15 protein-coding genes are annotated in these 16,831 nt (G+C 60.6%); all 15 read right to left on the bottom strand.

The window, feature by feature from the left end; all coding sequences use genetic code 11:
- Nucleotides 1-2 precede the first annotated feature (2 nt).
- The 15 genes from NSJP_RS04765 to NSJP_RS04700 all read right to left on the bottom strand — a co-directional run bounded on the left by NSJP_RS04765 (nucleotide 3) and on the right by NSJP_RS04700 (nucleotide 16,827).
- Nucleotides 3-605 carry a nitroreductase family protein gene (locus NSJP_RS04765; RefSeq protein ID WP_080885785.1) on the bottom strand — a complete coding sequence of 201 codons (603 nt, stop codon included), beginning with the start codon at nucleotides 603-605 and terminating at the stop codon, nucleotides 3-5.
- Nucleotides 606-627: 22 nt separating this feature from the next.
- Nucleotides 628-831: a DUF2934 domain-containing protein gene (locus tag NSJP_RS04760; protein ID WP_080885784.1), complete on the bottom strand. Its 204-nt coding sequence runs from the start codon at nucleotides 829-831 to the stop codon at nucleotides 628-630.
- A 50-nt stretch (nucleotides 832-881) separates the two neighbouring features.
- Entirely contained in the window at nucleotides 882-2,309 is a 1,428-nt protein-coding gene (locus tag NSJP_RS04755; protein WP_080885783.1) for an efflux transporter outer membrane subunit, read from the bottom strand.
- A gap of 1 nt (nucleotide 2,310) precedes the next feature.
- Nucleotides 2,311-5,481: a multidrug efflux RND transporter permease subunit gene (locus tag NSJP_RS04750; RefSeq protein WP_080885782.1), complete on the bottom strand. Its 3,171-nt coding sequence runs from the start codon at nucleotides 5,479-5,481 to the stop codon at nucleotides 2,311-2,313.
- 6 nt (nucleotides 5,482-5,487) lie between these two features.
- Complete coding sequence (locus NSJP_RS04745) at nucleotides 5,488-6,675, bottom strand: efflux RND transporter periplasmic adaptor subunit (RefSeq protein WP_231989491.1); 1,188 nt, start codon at nucleotides 6,673-6,675, stop codon at nucleotides 5,488-5,490.
- Nucleotides 6,676-6,693: 18 nt separating this feature from the next.
- Entirely contained in the window at nucleotides 6,694-6,828 is a 135-nt protein-coding gene (locus NSJP_RS19845) for a hypothetical protein (RefSeq protein WP_269457713.1), read from the bottom strand.
- A gap of 17 nt (nucleotides 6,829-6,845) precedes the next feature.
- Entirely contained in the window at nucleotides 6,846-7,163 is a 318-nt protein-coding gene (locus NSJP_RS04740; protein ID WP_080885781.1) for a hypothetical protein, read from the bottom strand.
- A 236-nt stretch (nucleotides 7,164-7,399) separates the two neighbouring features.
- Nucleotides 7,400-8,362: a tellurite resistance TerB family protein gene (locus tag NSJP_RS04735; protein WP_080885780.1), complete on the bottom strand. Its 963-nt coding sequence runs from the start codon at nucleotides 8,360-8,362 to the stop codon at nucleotides 7,400-7,402.
- Between the two features lie 45 nt (nucleotides 8,363-8,407).
- On the bottom strand, nucleotides 8,408-9,364 hold the full coding sequence (locus tag NSJP_RS04730; RefSeq protein ID WP_080885779.1) for a VTT domain-containing protein: 957 nt from the start codon (nucleotides 9,362-9,364) through the stop codon (nucleotides 8,408-8,410).
- Between the two features lie 251 nt (nucleotides 9,365-9,615).
- Nucleotides 9,616-12,198 carry a sigma 54-interacting transcriptional regulator gene (locus NSJP_RS04725; RefSeq protein ID WP_080885778.1) on the bottom strand — a complete coding sequence of 861 codons (2,583 nt, stop codon included), beginning with the start codon at nucleotides 12,196-12,198 and terminating at the stop codon, nucleotides 9,616-9,618.
- A gap of 147 nt (nucleotides 12,199-12,345) precedes the next feature.
- Nucleotides 12,346-13,317: a hypothetical protein gene (locus NSJP_RS04720; RefSeq protein ID WP_080885777.1), complete on the bottom strand. Its 972-nt coding sequence runs from the start codon at nucleotides 13,315-13,317 to the stop codon at nucleotides 12,346-12,348.
- Nucleotides 13,318-13,452: 135 nt separating this feature from the next.
- Complete coding sequence (locus NSJP_RS04715; RefSeq protein WP_080885776.1) at nucleotides 13,453-14,136, bottom strand: HAD family hydrolase; 684 nt, start codon at nucleotides 14,134-14,136, stop codon at nucleotides 13,453-13,455.
- A 37-nt stretch (nucleotides 14,137-14,173) separates the two neighbouring features.
- Nucleotides 14,174-15,091: an MBL fold metallo-hydrolase gene (locus NSJP_RS04710; protein WP_172834163.1), complete on the bottom strand. Its 918-nt coding sequence runs from the start codon at nucleotides 15,089-15,091 to the stop codon at nucleotides 14,174-14,176.
- Between the two features lie 127 nt (nucleotides 15,092-15,218).
- Nucleotides 15,219-15,644 carry an OsmC family protein gene (locus NSJP_RS04705; protein WP_080885774.1) on the bottom strand — a complete coding sequence of 142 codons (426 nt, stop codon included), beginning with the start codon at nucleotides 15,642-15,644 and terminating at the stop codon, nucleotides 15,219-15,221.
- Between the two features lie 52 nt (nucleotides 15,645-15,696).
- Nucleotides 15,697-16,827, bottom strand: a complete 1,131-nt coding sequence (locus tag NSJP_RS04700) for a PQQ-dependent sugar dehydrogenase (RefSeq protein ID WP_080885773.1) — start codon at nucleotides 16,825-16,827, stop codon at nucleotides 15,697-15,699.
- Between the last annotated feature and the right edge of the window lie 4 nt (nucleotides 16,828-16,831).

Below are 16,831 nucleotides of genomic sequence, written 5' to 3'. Positions count from 1 at the left end.
GCTCACCGAACCAGAGGCGAAACCAGACCCCATCGCGATGAAAACACAAACTCGCCGATCGGTTTGCGCTCACGGACCTTCATTTCCCGCTCGCGCAGATATTCCGGCAAGATCGCCGGATCCCCCGGATACCCAACGGCAATCATGGCGACCGGTTCATACCCGGGCGGGATCAGGCAACTCGTTCGCGCTTTTTCGACATCGAAGCCGGCCATCTGATGCGCGGCCAATCCCAGGGCCACCGCCTGGAGGACGAGATTCTCCGCGGCCAAGCCCGTGTCGTGGAACGCATGCCGGTTGAGCGTGTCGCCATCCTCAAAACGCAGTCCGGCCACCGACAGGATCAACAGCGGCGCACGGAAGGCCCATTTTCGATTGCCCTCATTCAGGCAGGCCAAAAGCCGGCCGTAATCCGCCCCCGCTTCCAGGCTCGCGGCCAGGAACCGCCAGGGCTGTTCGTTGTTCGACGAGGGCGCCCAGCGCGCCGCCTCGAACAGGCTCCGCACTGTTTCCGCCTCCAGGGATCGTTCGGAAAATGCGCGCGGGCTCCAGCGGCGACGTAAGAGATCGTGGATGGGATATTGTGACTCCGCGGGCTTTTCCATCGAAGGATTCACCAAGATGGGCTTATTGCCCGCGCACTTCTCGTTCGGCCCGAAACCAATCGTCTTCGGCCCGGCCGTCGACGGCACCTCGCTCTAGGTAGAGTTCGTAGGCGCGGAGGGCGATTTGCTGTTGAAGGTCCTGGGCATTCGGCCCGTTTCCGCCGGTGCCGAAGATGACGCGTTTGATCCCCGAAGACCCGGGTTGCTTCGCCGTTCGCTTGGACATGGCAGCCTCCGTGTGTGAAGGGAGAAGAACCGGTCGTCTTGGGACCTATCTTATCCGGTGCTCTTCTGACCCGTCGAGCCCGAATTCTCGCCCGCCGTTTCAGGCGACCACCCGCCACCCAATGCCTTGTAGAGCTGAACGACCGACACGAGATGCAGCCGATGGGTTTCCGTCAGCGACAGCTCCGCTTCAAAGAGCGTTCTCCGCGCCACTAACACGTCGAGATAGCTGGCGAGTCCGCCCTTGTACCGCAGTTCGGCGAGCCGGAACGCGGAGCGCAGGGCGTCCACTCGTTGAATCTGCGCTTGACGCTGATCCCGGACCGTACGAACGGCCACGAGCGCGTCTTCGACTTCCCGGAACGCCACCAGGACCGATTGTTCATATTGCGCCAGGCTCTGTCGCGCTTGGGCTTCGGCGGCCTCTTGCTGGAATCCCAGAACTTGCGCGTTCAAGAGCGGCCCCGTGATGGTCGGGCCCAAAGCGGCAAAGTCGCTACCTGGCGTAAAGAGATTGGTGATCTGCGGATTTGCGATGCCGAGCAGGCCCGTGAGAGAGACCTTCGGAAATCGATCGGCCTTCGCCATGCCGATCCGCGCCGTGGACGCGGCAAGATCCCGTTCGGCCTGCACAATATCCGGCCTTCGCTGGAGCAAGTCGGAGGGCAGGCCCGGCGGCACTTCCGGCGGAATCACTTGTTCAGTGAGCGAACGGCCGCGCGTGATTTGTTTCGGACTGTGACCGAGCAGCACGCTGATCTGATTTTCCTTCTGGACCATGAGACGTTCCAGTTCGGCCGTTCTCGCCACCGCGTTGGCCCGCTCCGACTCAAACTGATCCAAATCGAGCTTGTTGGTCATACCCTGGCGCAACCGCGCCTGCGCGATCCGCACGGACTCTTCCCAGGATTTGACGGTATCTCGCGCGATCTGCAATTGCATGTCGAACTGGAGGAGATCGAAATAGGCCTCCGCCACGCCGCTCACCAGCTGCAGCACCACCGCACGACGGCTCTCCTCTTTGGACAGCAGATCCGCGCGCGCGGCTTCGTTGGACCGACGAATGCGGCCCCAGATGTCGAGCTCCCAGGTCAGGTTCCCTTGCAGATAGTAGTTGAATGGATTGGGAAATCCGGGAAAGGCGAAGCTGCTGTTCTTGGCCGTCGGCGCGTAGAACGTCCCGGTCATCTGCGGCGCGTAATCCATCCGCGAAATGAACACCCGCGATTGAAACTCCTCGACGCTGGCAATGGCGCGACGGAGATCCCGGTTCTCGTCCAAAGCCGTGCGTACCAGGCGCTGGAGCTCTTCGTCCTTCAGCAGCTCCCACCACGGCATGTTGGCGATGGAGTTGGCGTCGGTCGTGGTTTCCGCCATGCGGAATTTGTCGATCGCGGGATCCGCCGGCCGTTGGTAATCGGGCCCGATCGCGCACGAGGCTAGCACCACTGCCGACAGCAAGAACAGAATGGTCCGCATGTCAGAGTCCCTCCTCTGCAGAGGCCATTGCCGGTGCCGGCGCATGCGCTGGTGCGGCCTCCGAACGACGAACGGTCAACTTCCTGATGAGCACATAAAACAGCGGCACGAAAAAGATCGCCAAGAACGTAGCGGCAAGCATGCCGCCCAAGACTCCGGTGCCGATCGACTGCCGGCTGGCGGCCCCCGCGCCGGCGGCGAACACCAAGGGCACCATGCCGAAAATAAACGCCATCGACGTCATGATGATGGGACGGAATCGCAGGCGTGCGGCCTCCACCGCCGCCTCGATCAGCGGACGTCCGGCTTCATACCGCGTGTTGGCGAACTCCACGATCAGAATGGCGTTCTTGGCCGCGAGGCCTATCAACGTGACGAGACCGATCTGGAAATAGATATCGTTCGAGAATCCCCGCACCCAGACCGCCGCCAAGGCTCCAAAAATCGCGAACGGCACGGCCAAAATGACCGCGAAGGGCACGACCCAACTCTCGAACTGGGCCGCCAACACCAAAAAGACCATCAGCAGGCCGATGACGAAGACAAGATTGGATTGGCTGCCCACCCGTCGCTCTTGAAATGAAATATTGCTCCAGTCGATCGAGTACCCTTGCGGTTCCAGGACCTCCTTCGCCACGTGATCCAGCGCTTCTAGCGCCTGCCCCGAACTGTAGCCGGGTGCGGCAGAACCAAGCACGAGCGCCGTGTTGTACCCATTGAAGTGGTTCACCGGGTCGGGACCGCTCTGGTATTCCGTCGTGACGACCGTGTCCAGTGGGATCATGTTGGTCCCCTGTGCGTTCTGCGCACGGACATAGATCTTGGAAATATCCTGCGGCTTGGATCGAAATTCGGCGTCCGCCTCGGTCTGCACGTGATAAATACGCCCGAACTTCAGAAAATCATTGATGTAGAACGTCCCAAAATACGCTTGTAGCGTATCGAAGATGTCCGAGATCGGCACGCCCAGGGCTTTGGCCCGTTCGCGGTTCACATGCGCGTAGACACGCGGTGCGGAAACGCGGAAATTCGTCCCGACCTGGCCGAGAGCCGGCTCCTTCTTGGCCCGCTCGATGAATTGCTGGGCCACCATGGCAAACTTTTTGAAGTCTCCGCCGCTCGGATCCTGCAGTTGCGCAGAGAATCCACCGACGGTGCCCACGCCTCGGAGCGACGGAGCGTTGAACGCCAGGAGCAGGGCCTCGGGAATCTTGGCAAACTCCCCATAAGCCATGCCGATCAACGATTGGACATGGTACTGCGGTTCTTTGCGCTGATCCCACAAGTGCAAGGGAACGAACATGGTGGCTGAATTCGGGCCTCTGGTGCCGAACACAAAGTTCTGTCCGGACATGGCGTCGGTCGAATGGACAGCAGGATTGGCCTGGAAAAAACGTTCGATTCGCTCCAGCACCGCATCCGTCCGTTGCTTGGACGCGCCGTCGGGCAACTGCGCCACCACGATAAAGTACCCTTGGTCCTCCTCGGGCAGGAAACTGCGCGGTAGCGTGCTGAACATCCCGAAGGTGACGAGAAGGATGAGGCCGAACACCAGCATCACGCGAAGAGGCCGAACGACCAGGCCGGCCACAGCGCTGGTATAGCCATGCTGCGTCCGGCCGAACACCCGGTCGAACCAGATCCAGAACTTTCCCCGCTCGCCGTGTTGATGGACCAAGACCATGGCGCACAAGGCGGGGCTGAGCGTCAGGGCGACGAAGCCGGAAACCGTCACTGAAATCGCGATCGTCGCCGCGAACTGCTTATAGAGCTGCCCGGTGATCCCGCCGACGAAGCCGACCGGTACGAAGACCGAGACCAACACCAGCACGATGGCGATAACCGGCGCCGTCACCTCGTTCATGGCGCGTTTGGCCGCTTCCTTCGCCGAGACTTTGTCTTCCCGCATGTGGCGTTCGACGTTTTCGACCACGACAATCGCGTCGTCGACGACGATACCGATCGCCAACACCATTCCGAAGAGTGTGATGGTGTTGATCGAGAAGCCCAGGGCGTACAGACCCGCAAATGTGCCGATCAGCGAGACGGGAACCGCCACCGTGGGAATAATCGTCGCACGCCAACTCTGGAGGAACAGATAGACGACCAGCACCACCAGGACCATCGCTTCCAGCAGCGTCTTCACCACTTCCTTGATGGACACCTCGATGAATCGCGTGGTGTCGTAGGGAATGTCGTAGGACACGCCGGGCGGAAAACTCTTGGCCAATTCGTCCATCTCGGCCCGTGTACGCCGTACGGTGTCCAATGCGTTGGCTCCCGGAGCCAAAAACGTGACGATGAATGTGGTCGGGCTGCTGTTCCAGCGACCTTCAAGAGCATAGGACTGTGCGCCCAGCTCGATGCGAGCGACGTCTTTCAATCGCACGAGCGAGCCGTCCGGAAGGGCGCGCACGATCAATTCTTCGAACTCCTTCACTTCGGTCAGGCGCCCCTTGGTGATGACCGGAATCGTCAACTCGGTGCCCTTCAGTGCCGGCTCGCGACCGATCGTGCCGGCCGGATAGTCGCGATTCTGTTCCCTGACGATCACCGCAATGTCCGTGGGCGTCAGGCCGAGCTTGGCCATGAGCAGCGGATTCAAGATGATGCGCATGCTGTAGTTTTGCTGGCCGAAGACCATCGCATCGCCCACGCCTTTGACGCGGCGTATGTTGTCGACCAATCTCAGAATCGCATAATTTGACAGGAACACCGCGTCGTGATTGGCGTCGGTGGATTTCAGCGCGATGACCCCAACCAAATCAGGCGACATTTTCTTGACGCTGACTCCCTGCCGGATGACTTCCGGAGGCAACTGGGGTTCCGCGAGCTTTTCCCGGTTCTGCGTCTGGACCTGGGCGATGTCCGGATCGGTTCCGATTTCGAAGGTGAGCTTGATGGTGACGTGCCCGTCGTTGCTGCTCGTACTGTCGAAATAGACGAGGTTATCGATGCCGGGAAGCTGCACTTCGATGGCGCGGGCGACCGACTCCGCGACGACTTCCGCGCTCGCACCGGGATAATCGGCGTCAATCTGGACGACCGGCGGCGTGATCTCAGGAAATTGGGCGATCGGCAGAAACTGGACGGAGAGCAGTCCCATCACGACGATGATGATGGACACCACGGACGCCATGATCGGCCGGTCGATGAAGATGTGCGACATCATGACGCGTTATCCCTGCTTCGCCGGCGCTGATGCGGCATCCGGCTCGGCCACGGTTCCCATCGGCACGGCTTTCACCGGCGCACCGGGCCCGATCTTCATCAGACCGTTGACGACGACTCGCTCACCGGCCTTGAGACCGGAGTCGATCAGCCACTGATCCCCTTGCCAAACAGACGCTTCCACGGGCCGTATTTCGATCCGCTCCTCCGATCCCACGACATACACGAACGGTCCCTGAGGGCCTTGCAAGACGGACCGCTGAGGTATCAGGACGGCGTTCGGCTTGGCGTCCCCTTTAAACTTCACCTTCACGAACTGTCCCGGCAGCAGGGTTCGCTGAGGATTTTGAAAGGTCATGCGTTCGATGCGTGAGCCGGTCTCGGTCCGCATGCCCGGTTCCATGAGATCCAGAACTCCCTCATAGGGGTAGGCCGTCCCGTCCATGAAGGTCAGGGCACCGCGCAATTCGTAGGCGCCTGGATGGTTGATCTTTTTCGCTTCGATGTCGTGTGAACGCTTGAGAAAAAACGTTTCCGGCACGCTCACGACCACATACATCGGGTCGACACGGTGAACCACGGTCAATAAATCCGTTTGAGCGGAGACCAGACGGCCCTCGTAATACCGACTCCGCTCGATCATGCCGTCGATCGGAGCCGTGATAAGCGTGTTGTCCAGATCGAACTGCGCCTTGATGAGATCGGCCTTGGCGCCCTGCAGGGCCGCCTTGGCCGAAAGATCTTCCGCGACCGCGTCATCCACGTCTTTTTGGCTCACCGCCTGCTCGAGCAGCAGCGGTTTCACCCGCGCCAGGTCCTGCTTCGCCTGCACGACCTTGGCTTCGGCTTGCGCAATCTTGGCTTTCGCGCTGGCAGCAGCGGCTTGAAAGGGAACGGGATCAATCTGGTAGAGCCGATCTCCCTTCTTGACCTCACGACCTTCCGAATACATCACGGCCTTGAGAATGCCCGTCACCTGCGAGCGAATCTCGACAGGACGGGAGGCTTCGGCCTGCCCGATGAATTCCGGCTCGTCCGGGACGGTTTGGGTCGAAACCGCGATCACCTCGACCTGAGGCAATTGTTGAGCTGGAGCCGAATCCGCCTGCTCCTTGCATCCCGACGCCGCGGCCATGACCAGGCCAGCCGCCAACACCGTAATGAGTCCGATCGGTCGATTATTCATGTATGTCATGGCAATACACTCCGTTCGTTACGTTCGCCGGATCGCTGCTCTGATCTTCGATGCGGCCAATCTTCTGGCGGGCCGGAGCCTCGGCAGGGCAGGGATCAGAACGATCGCCAGGAACACCGACAGGGTACTCATCGACAAGGCTAAATGTTGCATATGCCGCTCCTTTCCGATCACCCGACGTGTTCATCCATCTTACAGGAGGCTTTCCGTTGCTCCACTCCAGTAATCTCCTCAACCAAACACCGCATTAAACATCCTGTCGCCCGAAGAGTTGCGCCGGTCTTCCACATTCGCGTCAGCAGCGCCTTCCCTTCGCCATCGACGAACGTGACGCTGCTTAAGTCGATCACCGTTCGCTTCTGCTGCTCGGGTGCCATCCGATTCCAACAGGTATCGACCTCTCCCACCCAGGGACCAACCAAGCGTCCTTCCAGGACAAGCAACATCGATTCAGATTCCTCGACTCGCTGCTCGGTGATTTTCAACATGGTCGTTTCCTTTTCTATGTTCACTCATGGCAAGGGCCGTTCCTCTAACCGTGCACGAACACACTTCGTAACCTCTTGGTTTATCTAACCCTTACTCATCTCTCCTCACTCCTCTTCGGCTGTGACGATTGTCTGCCTGCCGATATTCCGGCAGACGCCGAGACTTCGGCACAGGCAGCGAGTTCATTGTCGTCGCATGAGTGAACTCATTGAGGGTCTGTTTGCGCGACAGAGGACTACCGGAACGGCTGGAATGATTCCTTAGGAGGAATATTGTATCGCCGTCTGAGGTCCTCCACCTGGTCTCGCAGCACTGGCCAAGGGTCCCACCCATTGTTGAGATCCACATTCATCGCCGCCCCTCGCCTCAGCGCGATCAGCGCCTTCTCCGGATCAAAAAATCCAGTCCTGGCCTTGGTGATCGGCGTCATCCGGACACCGACGTGAAACTGCAGCAGGACGAAGAAGACAAAGAGAAACGGATCGCGCCGCTGAAAACCGGCGCTGAAGCAGGCCACTTGCACTTCCCCTTCAGGGTCGGTTCCGTAGCCGGACAAGACGTGTGCGCAGTCGTGAAAGAGAATCGGTTCCGCGGCTCCGCCTTTCTCGCCGGGAAAGGCAAACCCGTTCGTTCTGCAGTATTCCCAATAGGCGCGGCCCAGAGAGCCCGTCGGGTACTGTTCAAGGGCCTTGTAGCGGCCCGCGAGCGCAGCATCCTCGTATCGTCCGACCATGCCTCGCATGAATCGATAGATTCCACGGATGCCGTTTGTCTCCCAAATTTCTTTAACTTTCTCTCTGAGCCAGACCCTGCGGGCGAGGTCGAGGCGGAGGTGAAACATCTCTCGTTCTACGACGTGCCGCAGATCGTTCACTTCCGGAGAACTGACCTCCAGCGCATGCGCGAACTGACTGACGAGGTCGGCTTCCGCCTTACTGGCATCGCGGTCGATCAGTGACATCACAATGAACCCGTTCACCAATTGGCGCCGGATCTGCCGATCAGGCAATGCCGCGGCCAATTCGGCCGGCGTAATCGGTTCCAACTGCTCCAGGGGATGATCGGTTCCGAACACTCGCTGGACCGCGGTCATCAAATGCACCTCTGCATCATCGAGCGCGCCGTCCGCCATGGCGACCGTCTTCATGGCCCGCAATCCCCAGTACGCCTGTTCGCGGCTCGGAATTTTCAGTTCCATTTCGTCCTGCCCCCTCTCTACATCGTAGTGGTGAGCGCGTCGTCCTCACGCCACCATGGGGTGACTGGCCGACGCACGTTCGGTCTCGCGTTCCTCGACGTCCATGGCACGCCAGGCCTCGATACCCCCCGCAAGCGGCCATACCCTGGCATGACCCTTCGAACGGAGGACCCGCGCGATCGCGATGCTTCCCGCATCGCCCGGGCAATCACAATACAGAATCACGTCTCGATCGCGAGGCAGGTCGCGCTGTCCGGCGACGATCTCGTCGGCCGACATCGGCAGGGCTCCGGGGATCCCCGCCTTCTCTCGACGCGCGCCGAGCGGCCGCAAATCCACGATGACCGGCCGCTCGCCAGCCCGAAGTTTTTCCCGCACCACCCGGGGCGTGACGTGAGGAACCGGATCGTCGCCGCGGTATCGGCTGAGGACTCTCCAGGCGACATAGCCGGCCGCTGCCCCCACTGCGAGCATACCGATGGTGGGCCCAACACTGGCGCTGAGGGCCAACACCCGTTCAAGTTGGTCGGCAAACAGATAGCCCAGACCCAGTCCGGATCCCACCCAGAGAATCGTGCCGACACCGTTGAACAGCAGGAACTGGGACAAGCGTAGCCCTACGATACCGGCAAGGGGAGGGGCGATCGTGCTCAATCCCGGAATGAATTTCGCCACGATCAGAGATCGAGCACCGTGCCGGCTGAAAAAGTCTTCGGTTCGGCGGATGCATGAATCCGGTTCGATCGCGATCCGGCAGAGCCAGCCCAATACCTGACGACCGCGGCGGCGGCCCAACTCGAACCACACCTGATCGCCTGCGAGCGACGCCAGCACCGCCGCGCCGGCGGCGACGGCCAGATTCAGATGGCCGGCAGCCGCTAGGGCACCGGCCGCGACCAAAAACGGCACGGCGGGCACCGGTAGACCGATTTGTTCCGCCAGGACGGTGGCAAACACGACGAGCGCTCCGTGTTCCATCAAGAATCCGACGATCTCATTCATGGTGATCTCCCGTATGCGTCAATTGCGATCGAATCGGCCGCCATCGTCCGGCATGGCAATGACCATTCCAGAGAAGCGGACCACCGACGGGGCAGATTCAACCGCTGGAAACCATGAAGGGATCGGGCGGAAATCCACTGTGAATTTGCGAGAGGAAGAATCCGGTTCTTGATGTGACGCCGCCGAGATGTCGGCACCTGCCGAAGATTCGGCAGAGGCGGATATGGGGCGACTGAGAGAGAAACCTGTGCTTAGGCAGGCCTGGCGATGCCGAGTTTCTGCATCTTGGACTGGAGGGTCGTCCGCTTCATTCCGAGCTTCGCAGCGGCGCCCGTTGGCCCTCCGATCGTCCAGCGGGCATCCCGGAGCGCTTTCAGGATGTGCTCCCGTTCGGCTTCTTCGAGGGTCGTCGGAGCGGAGTGATTGACCGCCGCGGGCGAGCGCTTCAGTTCTCCAATCGGCACAACCAAGTCGGGACCGTGCGTCAGAATCACCGCCCGCTCGATGAAATTTTCCAGTTCGCGCACGTTACCGGGCCAGGGATAGGCCTGCAGCGCCTTCATGGCATCGGAGGGAATCGTCTCGATACGCTTCTTCATCCGCTGGACGAATTTCTGGGCAAAGTGTCTGGTCAATGCGGGAATGTCCTCTGACCGCTCGCGCAACGGCGGCACGGTAATCGGAAACACATTCAACCGGTAATAAAGATCGCTGCGAAACCCCTTCTCGTCCACCAGCCTGACCAGGTCACGATTCGTGGCGGCGATCACCCGGACATTGACGCGAACGGTGCGGGTGCTCCCCAGCCGTTCGAATTCCTGCTCCTGGAGTACGCGCAACAACTTCACTTGAAGCTCCAGCGGAATCTCTCCGACCTCGTCGAGAAAGACGGTTCCCTGATCCGCCAGCTCGAAGCGTCCGATCTTGGTGGCAATCGCTCCGGTGAACGCCCCTTTCTCGTGCCCGAACAACTCGCTTTCGAGCAATCCCGTGGGAATCGCCGCGCAGTTCATCTTGACGAACGTTCGTTCCCGTCGCCCGCTGAGGTTGTGAATGGCGCGAGCCAGCAATTCCTTGCCCGTACCGGTCTCGCCCAAAATCAGCACGGTCGAATCCGTCGGCGCCACGATTTCCACCTGTTTGAGGACCTTTTGCAAGGCGGTGCTGTCGCCGACGATCTCCTCGAAATTGTATTCGGTCCGGATCTCGTCCTCGAGATAGAGTTTCTCCTTGCTCAAGCGGTCTTTCAGATCCGCGATCTCCCGATAGGCCAGACCGTTCTCGACGGCAATCGCGGCCTGTGCGCCGATCTGTCCGAGCAGTTCGGCATCGTCCTGCGTAAACGCCTCGTGGCGAAGGCTGCCGACGCTCAATGTTCCCAGCACATGCCCATGAGACACCAGCGGGACGGCGCAGCCGGATTTCAATCCCTCGGCCACCGCCCTTTTGACAACTTCGGCCGGAAATTCCGCCGGATCCAGGTTCCGAATGAGCACCGTACGGCGGGTCGTCACGGCCCGGCCCTCCGGAGTTCCCTCCAGAGGAATGGAAACCCCTTTCTCCACGAAGTCCTGATTGCGGGGAAAGTCGAGGGCGTGTGCCACCAGCTGTCCGGTCGAGGAATCGTAGAGGGCGAACCCGGCCAGATCGTGTGGCATCACGCGGCTCAGGCAGGCTGAAATCGCTTGCAGCAGTTCCCGGAGCTCCAAGTGGGCCACTATGGCATTGTTCACTTCGAGCAGTAACCGCTGCCGGTCCCGTTCGCGAGCCAATTGCCGCTGGTAGGCCAGCGCGGTTTCAGAGTTGAGTGCGTTGTCCACCGCCACCGCCACCTGCTTGGCCACCTGCCGCATGAACCCCAGCTCGTGCTCGCTGTAGGCCCTCGGACGCATGCTGCCGAACCCCATGGCGCCCAGCCGGCGCTGCGCCGTCGTGAGCGGGACCGCGCAGAAGGATTGCACGCCATTCTCCCTGAGCAGCTCCATCAACTTGGGAAAACGCCGTTCCTGCGCGATATCGTTGACGATCAACGATTGCTGGGTCTTCCAGACCAATCCACCCGGGGACTCGTCGATCGGGAGTTCCAGGCCCGGCCTGATCGTACTGGGCTGCGCCGTCACCAACAACCACAGTCGCATGACGTTGCGTCCCGCATCGTGCAGGACCGCGTTGATGTAATCGAACGGGACCACCTGCGGGAGATTCCTCGCCAGATCCCGGAACAGCTCCTCGAGATCACGATGGGAGGCGATGGATTCGGATACCTCCAGCAGCGACCTCAAGCGGTCGCGCTCGAGCGCCAGATCCTGATGATGCAGGACGTTATCGACGGCCACGGCCACCTGCTTGCCCACCTGGAGGAGAAACTCCAGGTCCGCTTCGCCGTATGCGCCCGTGCGCAAGCTGGCAAATCCCATGGCGCCCAACCGCCGGACCGCAGTAGTCAGCGGGACGACGCAAAACGACTTCGTGCCGTCCTCCTTCATCCGTCCGACGACGTCCGGCCATCGTGTTTCCTGGGCAAGGTCCGGCACGAGCACCGGTTCCTGAGTCTGCCAGACCAGGCCGGTGGGCGTCTCGTCGACCGGTTCTACATGGCCGCCGATCAGATCGGCGGGCACATTGGCCTGGATGGTATGCAAGCGCATCGTCTTGCCCTCAGGATCGTGCAGGGAGAGCGCGACGAAATTCACATGAATGACGCGGGGGAGTCGTCGGGCCAGATCACGCGCAAGATCGTGAAGATCCCGGTGTTGTGAGATCGCTTCAGAGACTTCCAAGAGGGCCTGGTATCGCTCCGAGAGGGTTTCGCAAGGGGAGCCGGCTTCTTCCATGGCCCCCAGTATGGCCCATCGTCCGAGACGGGCTCAAGTACCGCAGACGGCCGGGGTTCCTGGCTCACCCAGAGGGATATGAGAGCGGGGAGGGGCTTCCGGGAGACGCGATCCCGCATCATCCCGGAAGCATTGCAGGAACCGGAATTAGGACTTCCAGAGGTTGATAACCACACCCTGCTCGTTCAGTTCCACGGTCACCGGCGTCCCTTCTTTGATCGGCTTGGCTTTAACTTCCAATCGATCCAGCGGGAACACCTTTTCGCCCTCCGGCGTCCAGAGCTTGATCTCCTTCTTACTCTTACCGACATAGATCAGCTTCCCTGAGATCAGTCTATGCGCTTGGGTATGACCCTTCATATGGTGATCGATGACCATATTCTCTTCGTTCACCCACAGGGTGATCTCGTCGCCGACCTTGATGCCGGACGGCATCGATTTCTGATTCAGTCGATACATCGCGGACGGAGTCTTGACGGCCACGACCCCTGATTGAATCTTCTCCACGACGCCGTGCGCGGTAATGTGATACCCGGCCTTGGTGCGCGGCTGCTTGTTGAAGGTCATCTCCACGTCGAACCGATGCACGTCGATGACCTTGCCTTCTTCGTTGACTTCGACGGTGACCGGACTGCCTTCCGCGATGGAGGAGAGCTTCGATTTGCCAGTCTGCACGTCGAAGGTCTTTTCCCCTTCGGGGGTCTGCAGCTTGATTTCCGTCTTGTCCGTGGAAGTATACGCGAGACTGCCTGTGACGAACTTATGCGAGTGGGACGGATCACCCTTGCGGTGCACGTCGATCACGGCGTTGTTTTCATTCACCCACATGTCGACTTCTTCTCCCACTTCGAGGCCCTTGGGGAGCACTTGGGAGGCGATCTTCATCTGTCCCCACGGCGTCTTGATGACCACGTGGGTCGCCTGAACCTTGGCGACGACGCCGCTGACCTTCAAGTGAGTGGCCGCACCCTGACTGTGGCCTTCGTCTGCAAATCCGTACGGCGCCAGAAACACGCTCATGACGAGGGATCCCAGCAGGATCAGATTGCGGCTCGCGCTCGCGCCCCCTCTCCTGGATTTCACGGTCAGTTTTCGGCTCTCACGACTTAAACCCTTCACGATATGCCTCCTCCTGAATTGGTGGACGAACGCGCTCCCGCATGACGGACCGGCCCATCTCATTGGCCCTGCTAGTTATATGACAGACGGCCTTCTAGCTACAACCGGCGACTTGGCGAGACCAAGAGGTTCGGCTCAGGGCCCGGCGCCGCTGAGGACCCGGGCGAAGCGGTCTCCAACCAGCAGATCGCCGATCGCACTCACGGTCACATCCGGGACCGGAAACTGGGCGACATCCTGCAAATCCAGCGCATAGTGACCCTGCCGGGGAAACACCGTCGTCACGCGGGAACCCCACACACGTTTCACCGCCGACAGGATCCGAACCTTGTCGTCGATGAGCACGTAACGATCGGCCGGAAACCGCCGTTCCACGTCTTCGAGTTCCCGTTCCTTGTGAATGTAGATCAGGACGTTCCCGTCGACGGCGTGATGTAGTCCGGACCGCTCCACCTTTCTCGGTTGGAACACGACGTCCCCGTCGGACAGGATCACGGCCGTGCCCGCTCGTTTGGCCTGTGCGATCACGTCGAGCGCGCCGGGGTACAGGCGGTCGGCGAACGGGTACTGGATCAAGAAATGGGATACTGCCAACAGATGCGGGTCGCGCGGGTGTTCGATTCGGTATCGTTGGAGCGCCCCCAGATAATCGGCATAGCCCAGCTCTTGCCGCAACTCTTCGAACAGCACCCAATACCGCTTTTGTGGCTCCGCTCCGACTTCCTGCTCCAGATACCGGCGCAGGTCCTCCGTCACTCCGTCATTGTCGAGCAACGTGTTGTCCACATCGAAAAGCACGACGATCTTGCCAGGCGGCATGGTGCACTCCTTACCGGGGTCCTTCGAAGCCTTTCCGTTACCGCGTTTCGCGTCGCTGGGTCAGATACCGGTACATTCCTTCCACATTTTCGGGAAACCAGTCGCCGTAGCGCTGCCATCGTTCGTATTTGGGAAGCTGAACGGCCTTCTTCGTCTCCTCGAGGCTCGCCCCTTTCTGCACCTGTTCCTGCACCGCCGCCCGGAGATCCTCCAGATAGCCTCGGAACATCCGTACGTGTTCCTTGTTCCCGATCTTGCCGTGACCCGGCACCAGCCGATCGAAATCCAATTGCTCGACGCGCTTGAGCGATTCGATCCAGTCGTCCGGGTAGTCGCTCTTCATCGTGCGGTACGCGACCGTCTCGACCGGGATGAAATCGACGGCGAAGAGCAGCCGTTGCTCCGGCAGCAGGACGACCAGGCTATTGTCCGAATGATTTTTTCCGACATAGATCAGCTCGACGTGCTTGCCGCCGAGGTCGATGGACATGCGATCCGTGAAGGTAAGGTCGGGCAGGGGCGTGAGAGGATCCGCCGCTTCACGGATCTTCGCTCTGGCCCCCGCCTGACTGACGAATACCGCCGTATCGGCGAACAGACTGCCGCCCGTGATGTGATCATCATGGTGATGGCTGTAGACGACGTAGCGAATCGGCTGGTCGGAATAGTGTTTGATCTCTTTCTTCAGCCAGGTCGCCGCCTCCGCGCTGATGGGATCCGTGACGATGACACCTTTGGGAGTGGTGATGAAAATCGCCTGATGGAACTGATGGCGAAATAGATACGAGCCCTCGCCCAGGCTGGTGATCTCGTTTTCCGGACGGCTTTCCTGGCCCAAAGCGGCCACGCTCTGCCCCAGCAGACCCGCGAGCAGGAGGGTCATGATCATTCGTGTGAACCCGCCGAACGGTCCGATTGCACGACCCTGACCAACTGTCTTTACTCCCCGACTCATCTCCATCGCTGCTCCTTTACGATTGCACTCGATCGAGGCCCTCGTCCTCCATTACGACGAGATCGTCCGTCACGAGGTCGTGGACCGTCCCGGAGAAATCCCCTCCGACTCAAGTCCGGACAAGAATTCACGCTCCGAGCTTTGCGTCCATCGTGATGGTCGTGTTCAGCAGGCGTGAGATCGGGCAGCCGGTCTTGGCCGCCGTCGCCGCCTTTTCCCATGCGGCCGCGTCGGCCTTCGGCACCGTGCCCTTGACGTCCAAGTGGATCTTGGTGACCGTCCACCCCGCGTCCAGCTTCTCGAAGTGGACCGTGGCGGTCGTTTCGAGTTTCTCCGGCGCGAATCCCGCGTTGCCCAACTGGGCCGACAGCGCCATGGTAAAACAGCCGGCGTGCGCCGCCGCGATGAGTTCTTCCGGATTCGTGCCCTTGCCGCTCTCGAATCTGGTCCCGAACGAATATTGGGCCTGTGACAGGACTCCGCTCTCGGTGGAAACAGTTCCTTTGCCGGCCTTCAGATCTCCCTGCCAGACGGCCGATGCGCTTCGTTTCATTTTCTCCTCCTTTGGATAGTGAACAGATTTCGCCCGACCTTCGGCGGGCGGATTACGGTTCGTGATAGCTGATACGGTAGATGACGCCCGCCAGGTCGTCCGACACCAGGAGCGCGCCGTCGGGCATGACCAGGACATCGGCCGGACGCCCCCAGGCCTGCTGGCCGCGCAACCATCCTTGCGCAAACACGGAATAGGAGAGCGTGCCGTTGTCGTCCCGGGAGACGACCGTGAGCCGATAGCCGTTTTTTTCAGTCCGATTCCACGAGCCGTGCTCCGCAATGATAATCCGGCGCCGGTATTCGGACGGGAACATCGCGCCGGTATAAAAACGCATGCCGAGAGAAGCCACGTGGGGCCCGAGTGTCGCGGCGGGCGGCGTGAATTCTCGGCAGGGGCGTTTCCCGAACTCGGGATCGGCAATGGTGCCCCCATGACAATAGGGATAGCCGAAATGCATGCCGGCCTTCGGCGCGTGATTGAGTTCGTCCGGCGGTTGATCGTCGCCGAGCCAGTCGCGGCCGTTGTCCGTAAACCACAATTCACGGGTGGCCGGGTCCCAATCGAAGCCAACCGAATTTCTGACGCCGCGGGCGACGACTTCATGGCCGCCGCCGTCGGCGTCGATGCGCGCGATGAGCGCGTACCGGTCCGGGTCCGGCTCGCAGATGTTGCAGGGCGCGCCGACCGGTACGTAGAGTTTCCCATCCGGTCCGAAGGCGATGAACTTCCACCCGTGCTGCTTGTCGTGTGGAAAGCGGTCCGTGACCGTCACCGGCGGCGGTGGATTTGCCAGCCGTTCCTCGATGCCGTCGAATCTCAGGATACGATCGACGGACGACACGTAGAGCGCGCCGTTTCGATAGGCGACACCCACGGGCATCTGAAGGCCGCCGGCGATCGTGAACACCTGATCGGCCCGCTGATCCCCGTCCTTGTCCACGACCGCATAGACGTTCCCTTTCTCTTTGCTGCCCACGAAGAGGACGCCGTTCCGTCCTAGGGCCATGCCCCTGGCATTCGGCACATCGTCTGCATAAATGGAGATCGTAAAACCCGGTGGCAGCGTGATGTGGTCCAGCGGAAGGGATGCGGCCTCGGCTGGAGTCATGAGTAGGAACAACCAGAGCATCCACCAGCCGGACCGCCGCCGTGAGCCGGCGGTCACTCGGACCGTTGCCATGTCC

Source organism: Nitrospira japonica, assembly GCF_900169565.1.
Lineage (GTDB): Bacteria > Nitrospirota > Nitrospiria > Nitrospirales > Nitrospiraceae > Nitrospira_C > Nitrospira_C japonica_A.
The sequence above is the reverse complement of the archived record's forward strand: the minus strand, read 5'-3'. Positions and strand labels throughout refer to the sequence as shown.

Excerpts from the sequence above, each read along its gene's own strand:
- NSJP_RS04765 (WP_080885785.1), bottom strand. The coding sequence starts at position 605 with ATGGAAAAGCCCGCGGAGTCACAATATCCCATCCACGATCTCTTACGT.
- NSJP_RS04760 (WP_080885784.1), bottom strand. The coding sequence starts at position 831 with ATGTCCAAGCGAACGGCGAAGCAACCCGGGTCTTCGGGGATCAAACGC.
- NSJP_RS04755 (WP_080885783.1), bottom strand. The coding sequence starts at position 2,309 with ATGCGGACCATTCTGTTCTTGCTGTCGGCAGTGGTGCTAGCCTCGTGC.
- NSJP_RS04750 (WP_080885782.1), bottom strand. The coding sequence starts at position 5,481 with ATGATGTCGCACATCTTCATCGACCGGCCGATCATGGCGTCCGTGGTG.
- NSJP_RS04745 (WP_231989491.1), bottom strand. The coding sequence starts at position 6,675 with ATGACATACATGAATAATCGACCGATCGGACTCATTACGGTGTTGGCG.
- NSJP_RS19845 (WP_269457713.1), bottom strand. The coding sequence starts at position 6,828 with ATGCAACATTTAGCCTTGTCGATGAGTACCCTGTCGGTGTTCCTGGCG.
- NSJP_RS04740 (WP_080885781.1), bottom strand. The coding sequence starts at position 7,163 with ATGTTGAAAATCACCGAGCAGCGAGTCGAGGAATCTGAATCGATGTTG.
- NSJP_RS04735 (WP_080885780.1), bottom strand. The coding sequence starts at position 8,362 with ATGGAACTGAAAATTCCGAGCCGCGAACAGGCGTACTGGGGATTGCGG.
- NSJP_RS04730 (WP_080885779.1), bottom strand. The coding sequence starts at position 9,364 with ATGAATGAGATCGTCGGATTCTTGATGGAACACGGAGCGCTCGTCGTG.
- NSJP_RS04725 (WP_080885778.1), bottom strand. The coding sequence starts at position 12,198 with ATGGAAGAAGCCGGCTCCCCTTGCGAAACCCTCTCGGAGCGATACCAG.
- NSJP_RS04715 (WP_080885776.1), bottom strand. The coding sequence starts at position 14,136 with ATGCCGCCTGGCAAGATCGTCGTGCTTTTCGATGTGGACAACACGTTG.
- NSJP_RS04710 (WP_172834163.1), bottom strand. The coding sequence starts at position 15,091 with ATGAGTCGGGGAGTAAAGACAGTTGGTCAGGGTCGTGCAATCGGACCG.
- NSJP_RS04705 (WP_080885774.1), bottom strand. The coding sequence starts at position 15,644 with ATGAAACGAAGCGCATCGGCCGTCTGGCAGGGAGATCTGAAGGCCGGC.
- NSJP_RS04700 (WP_080885773.1), bottom strand. The coding sequence starts at position 16,827 with ATGGCAACGGTCCGAGTGACCGCCGGCTCACGGCGGCGGTCCGGCTGG.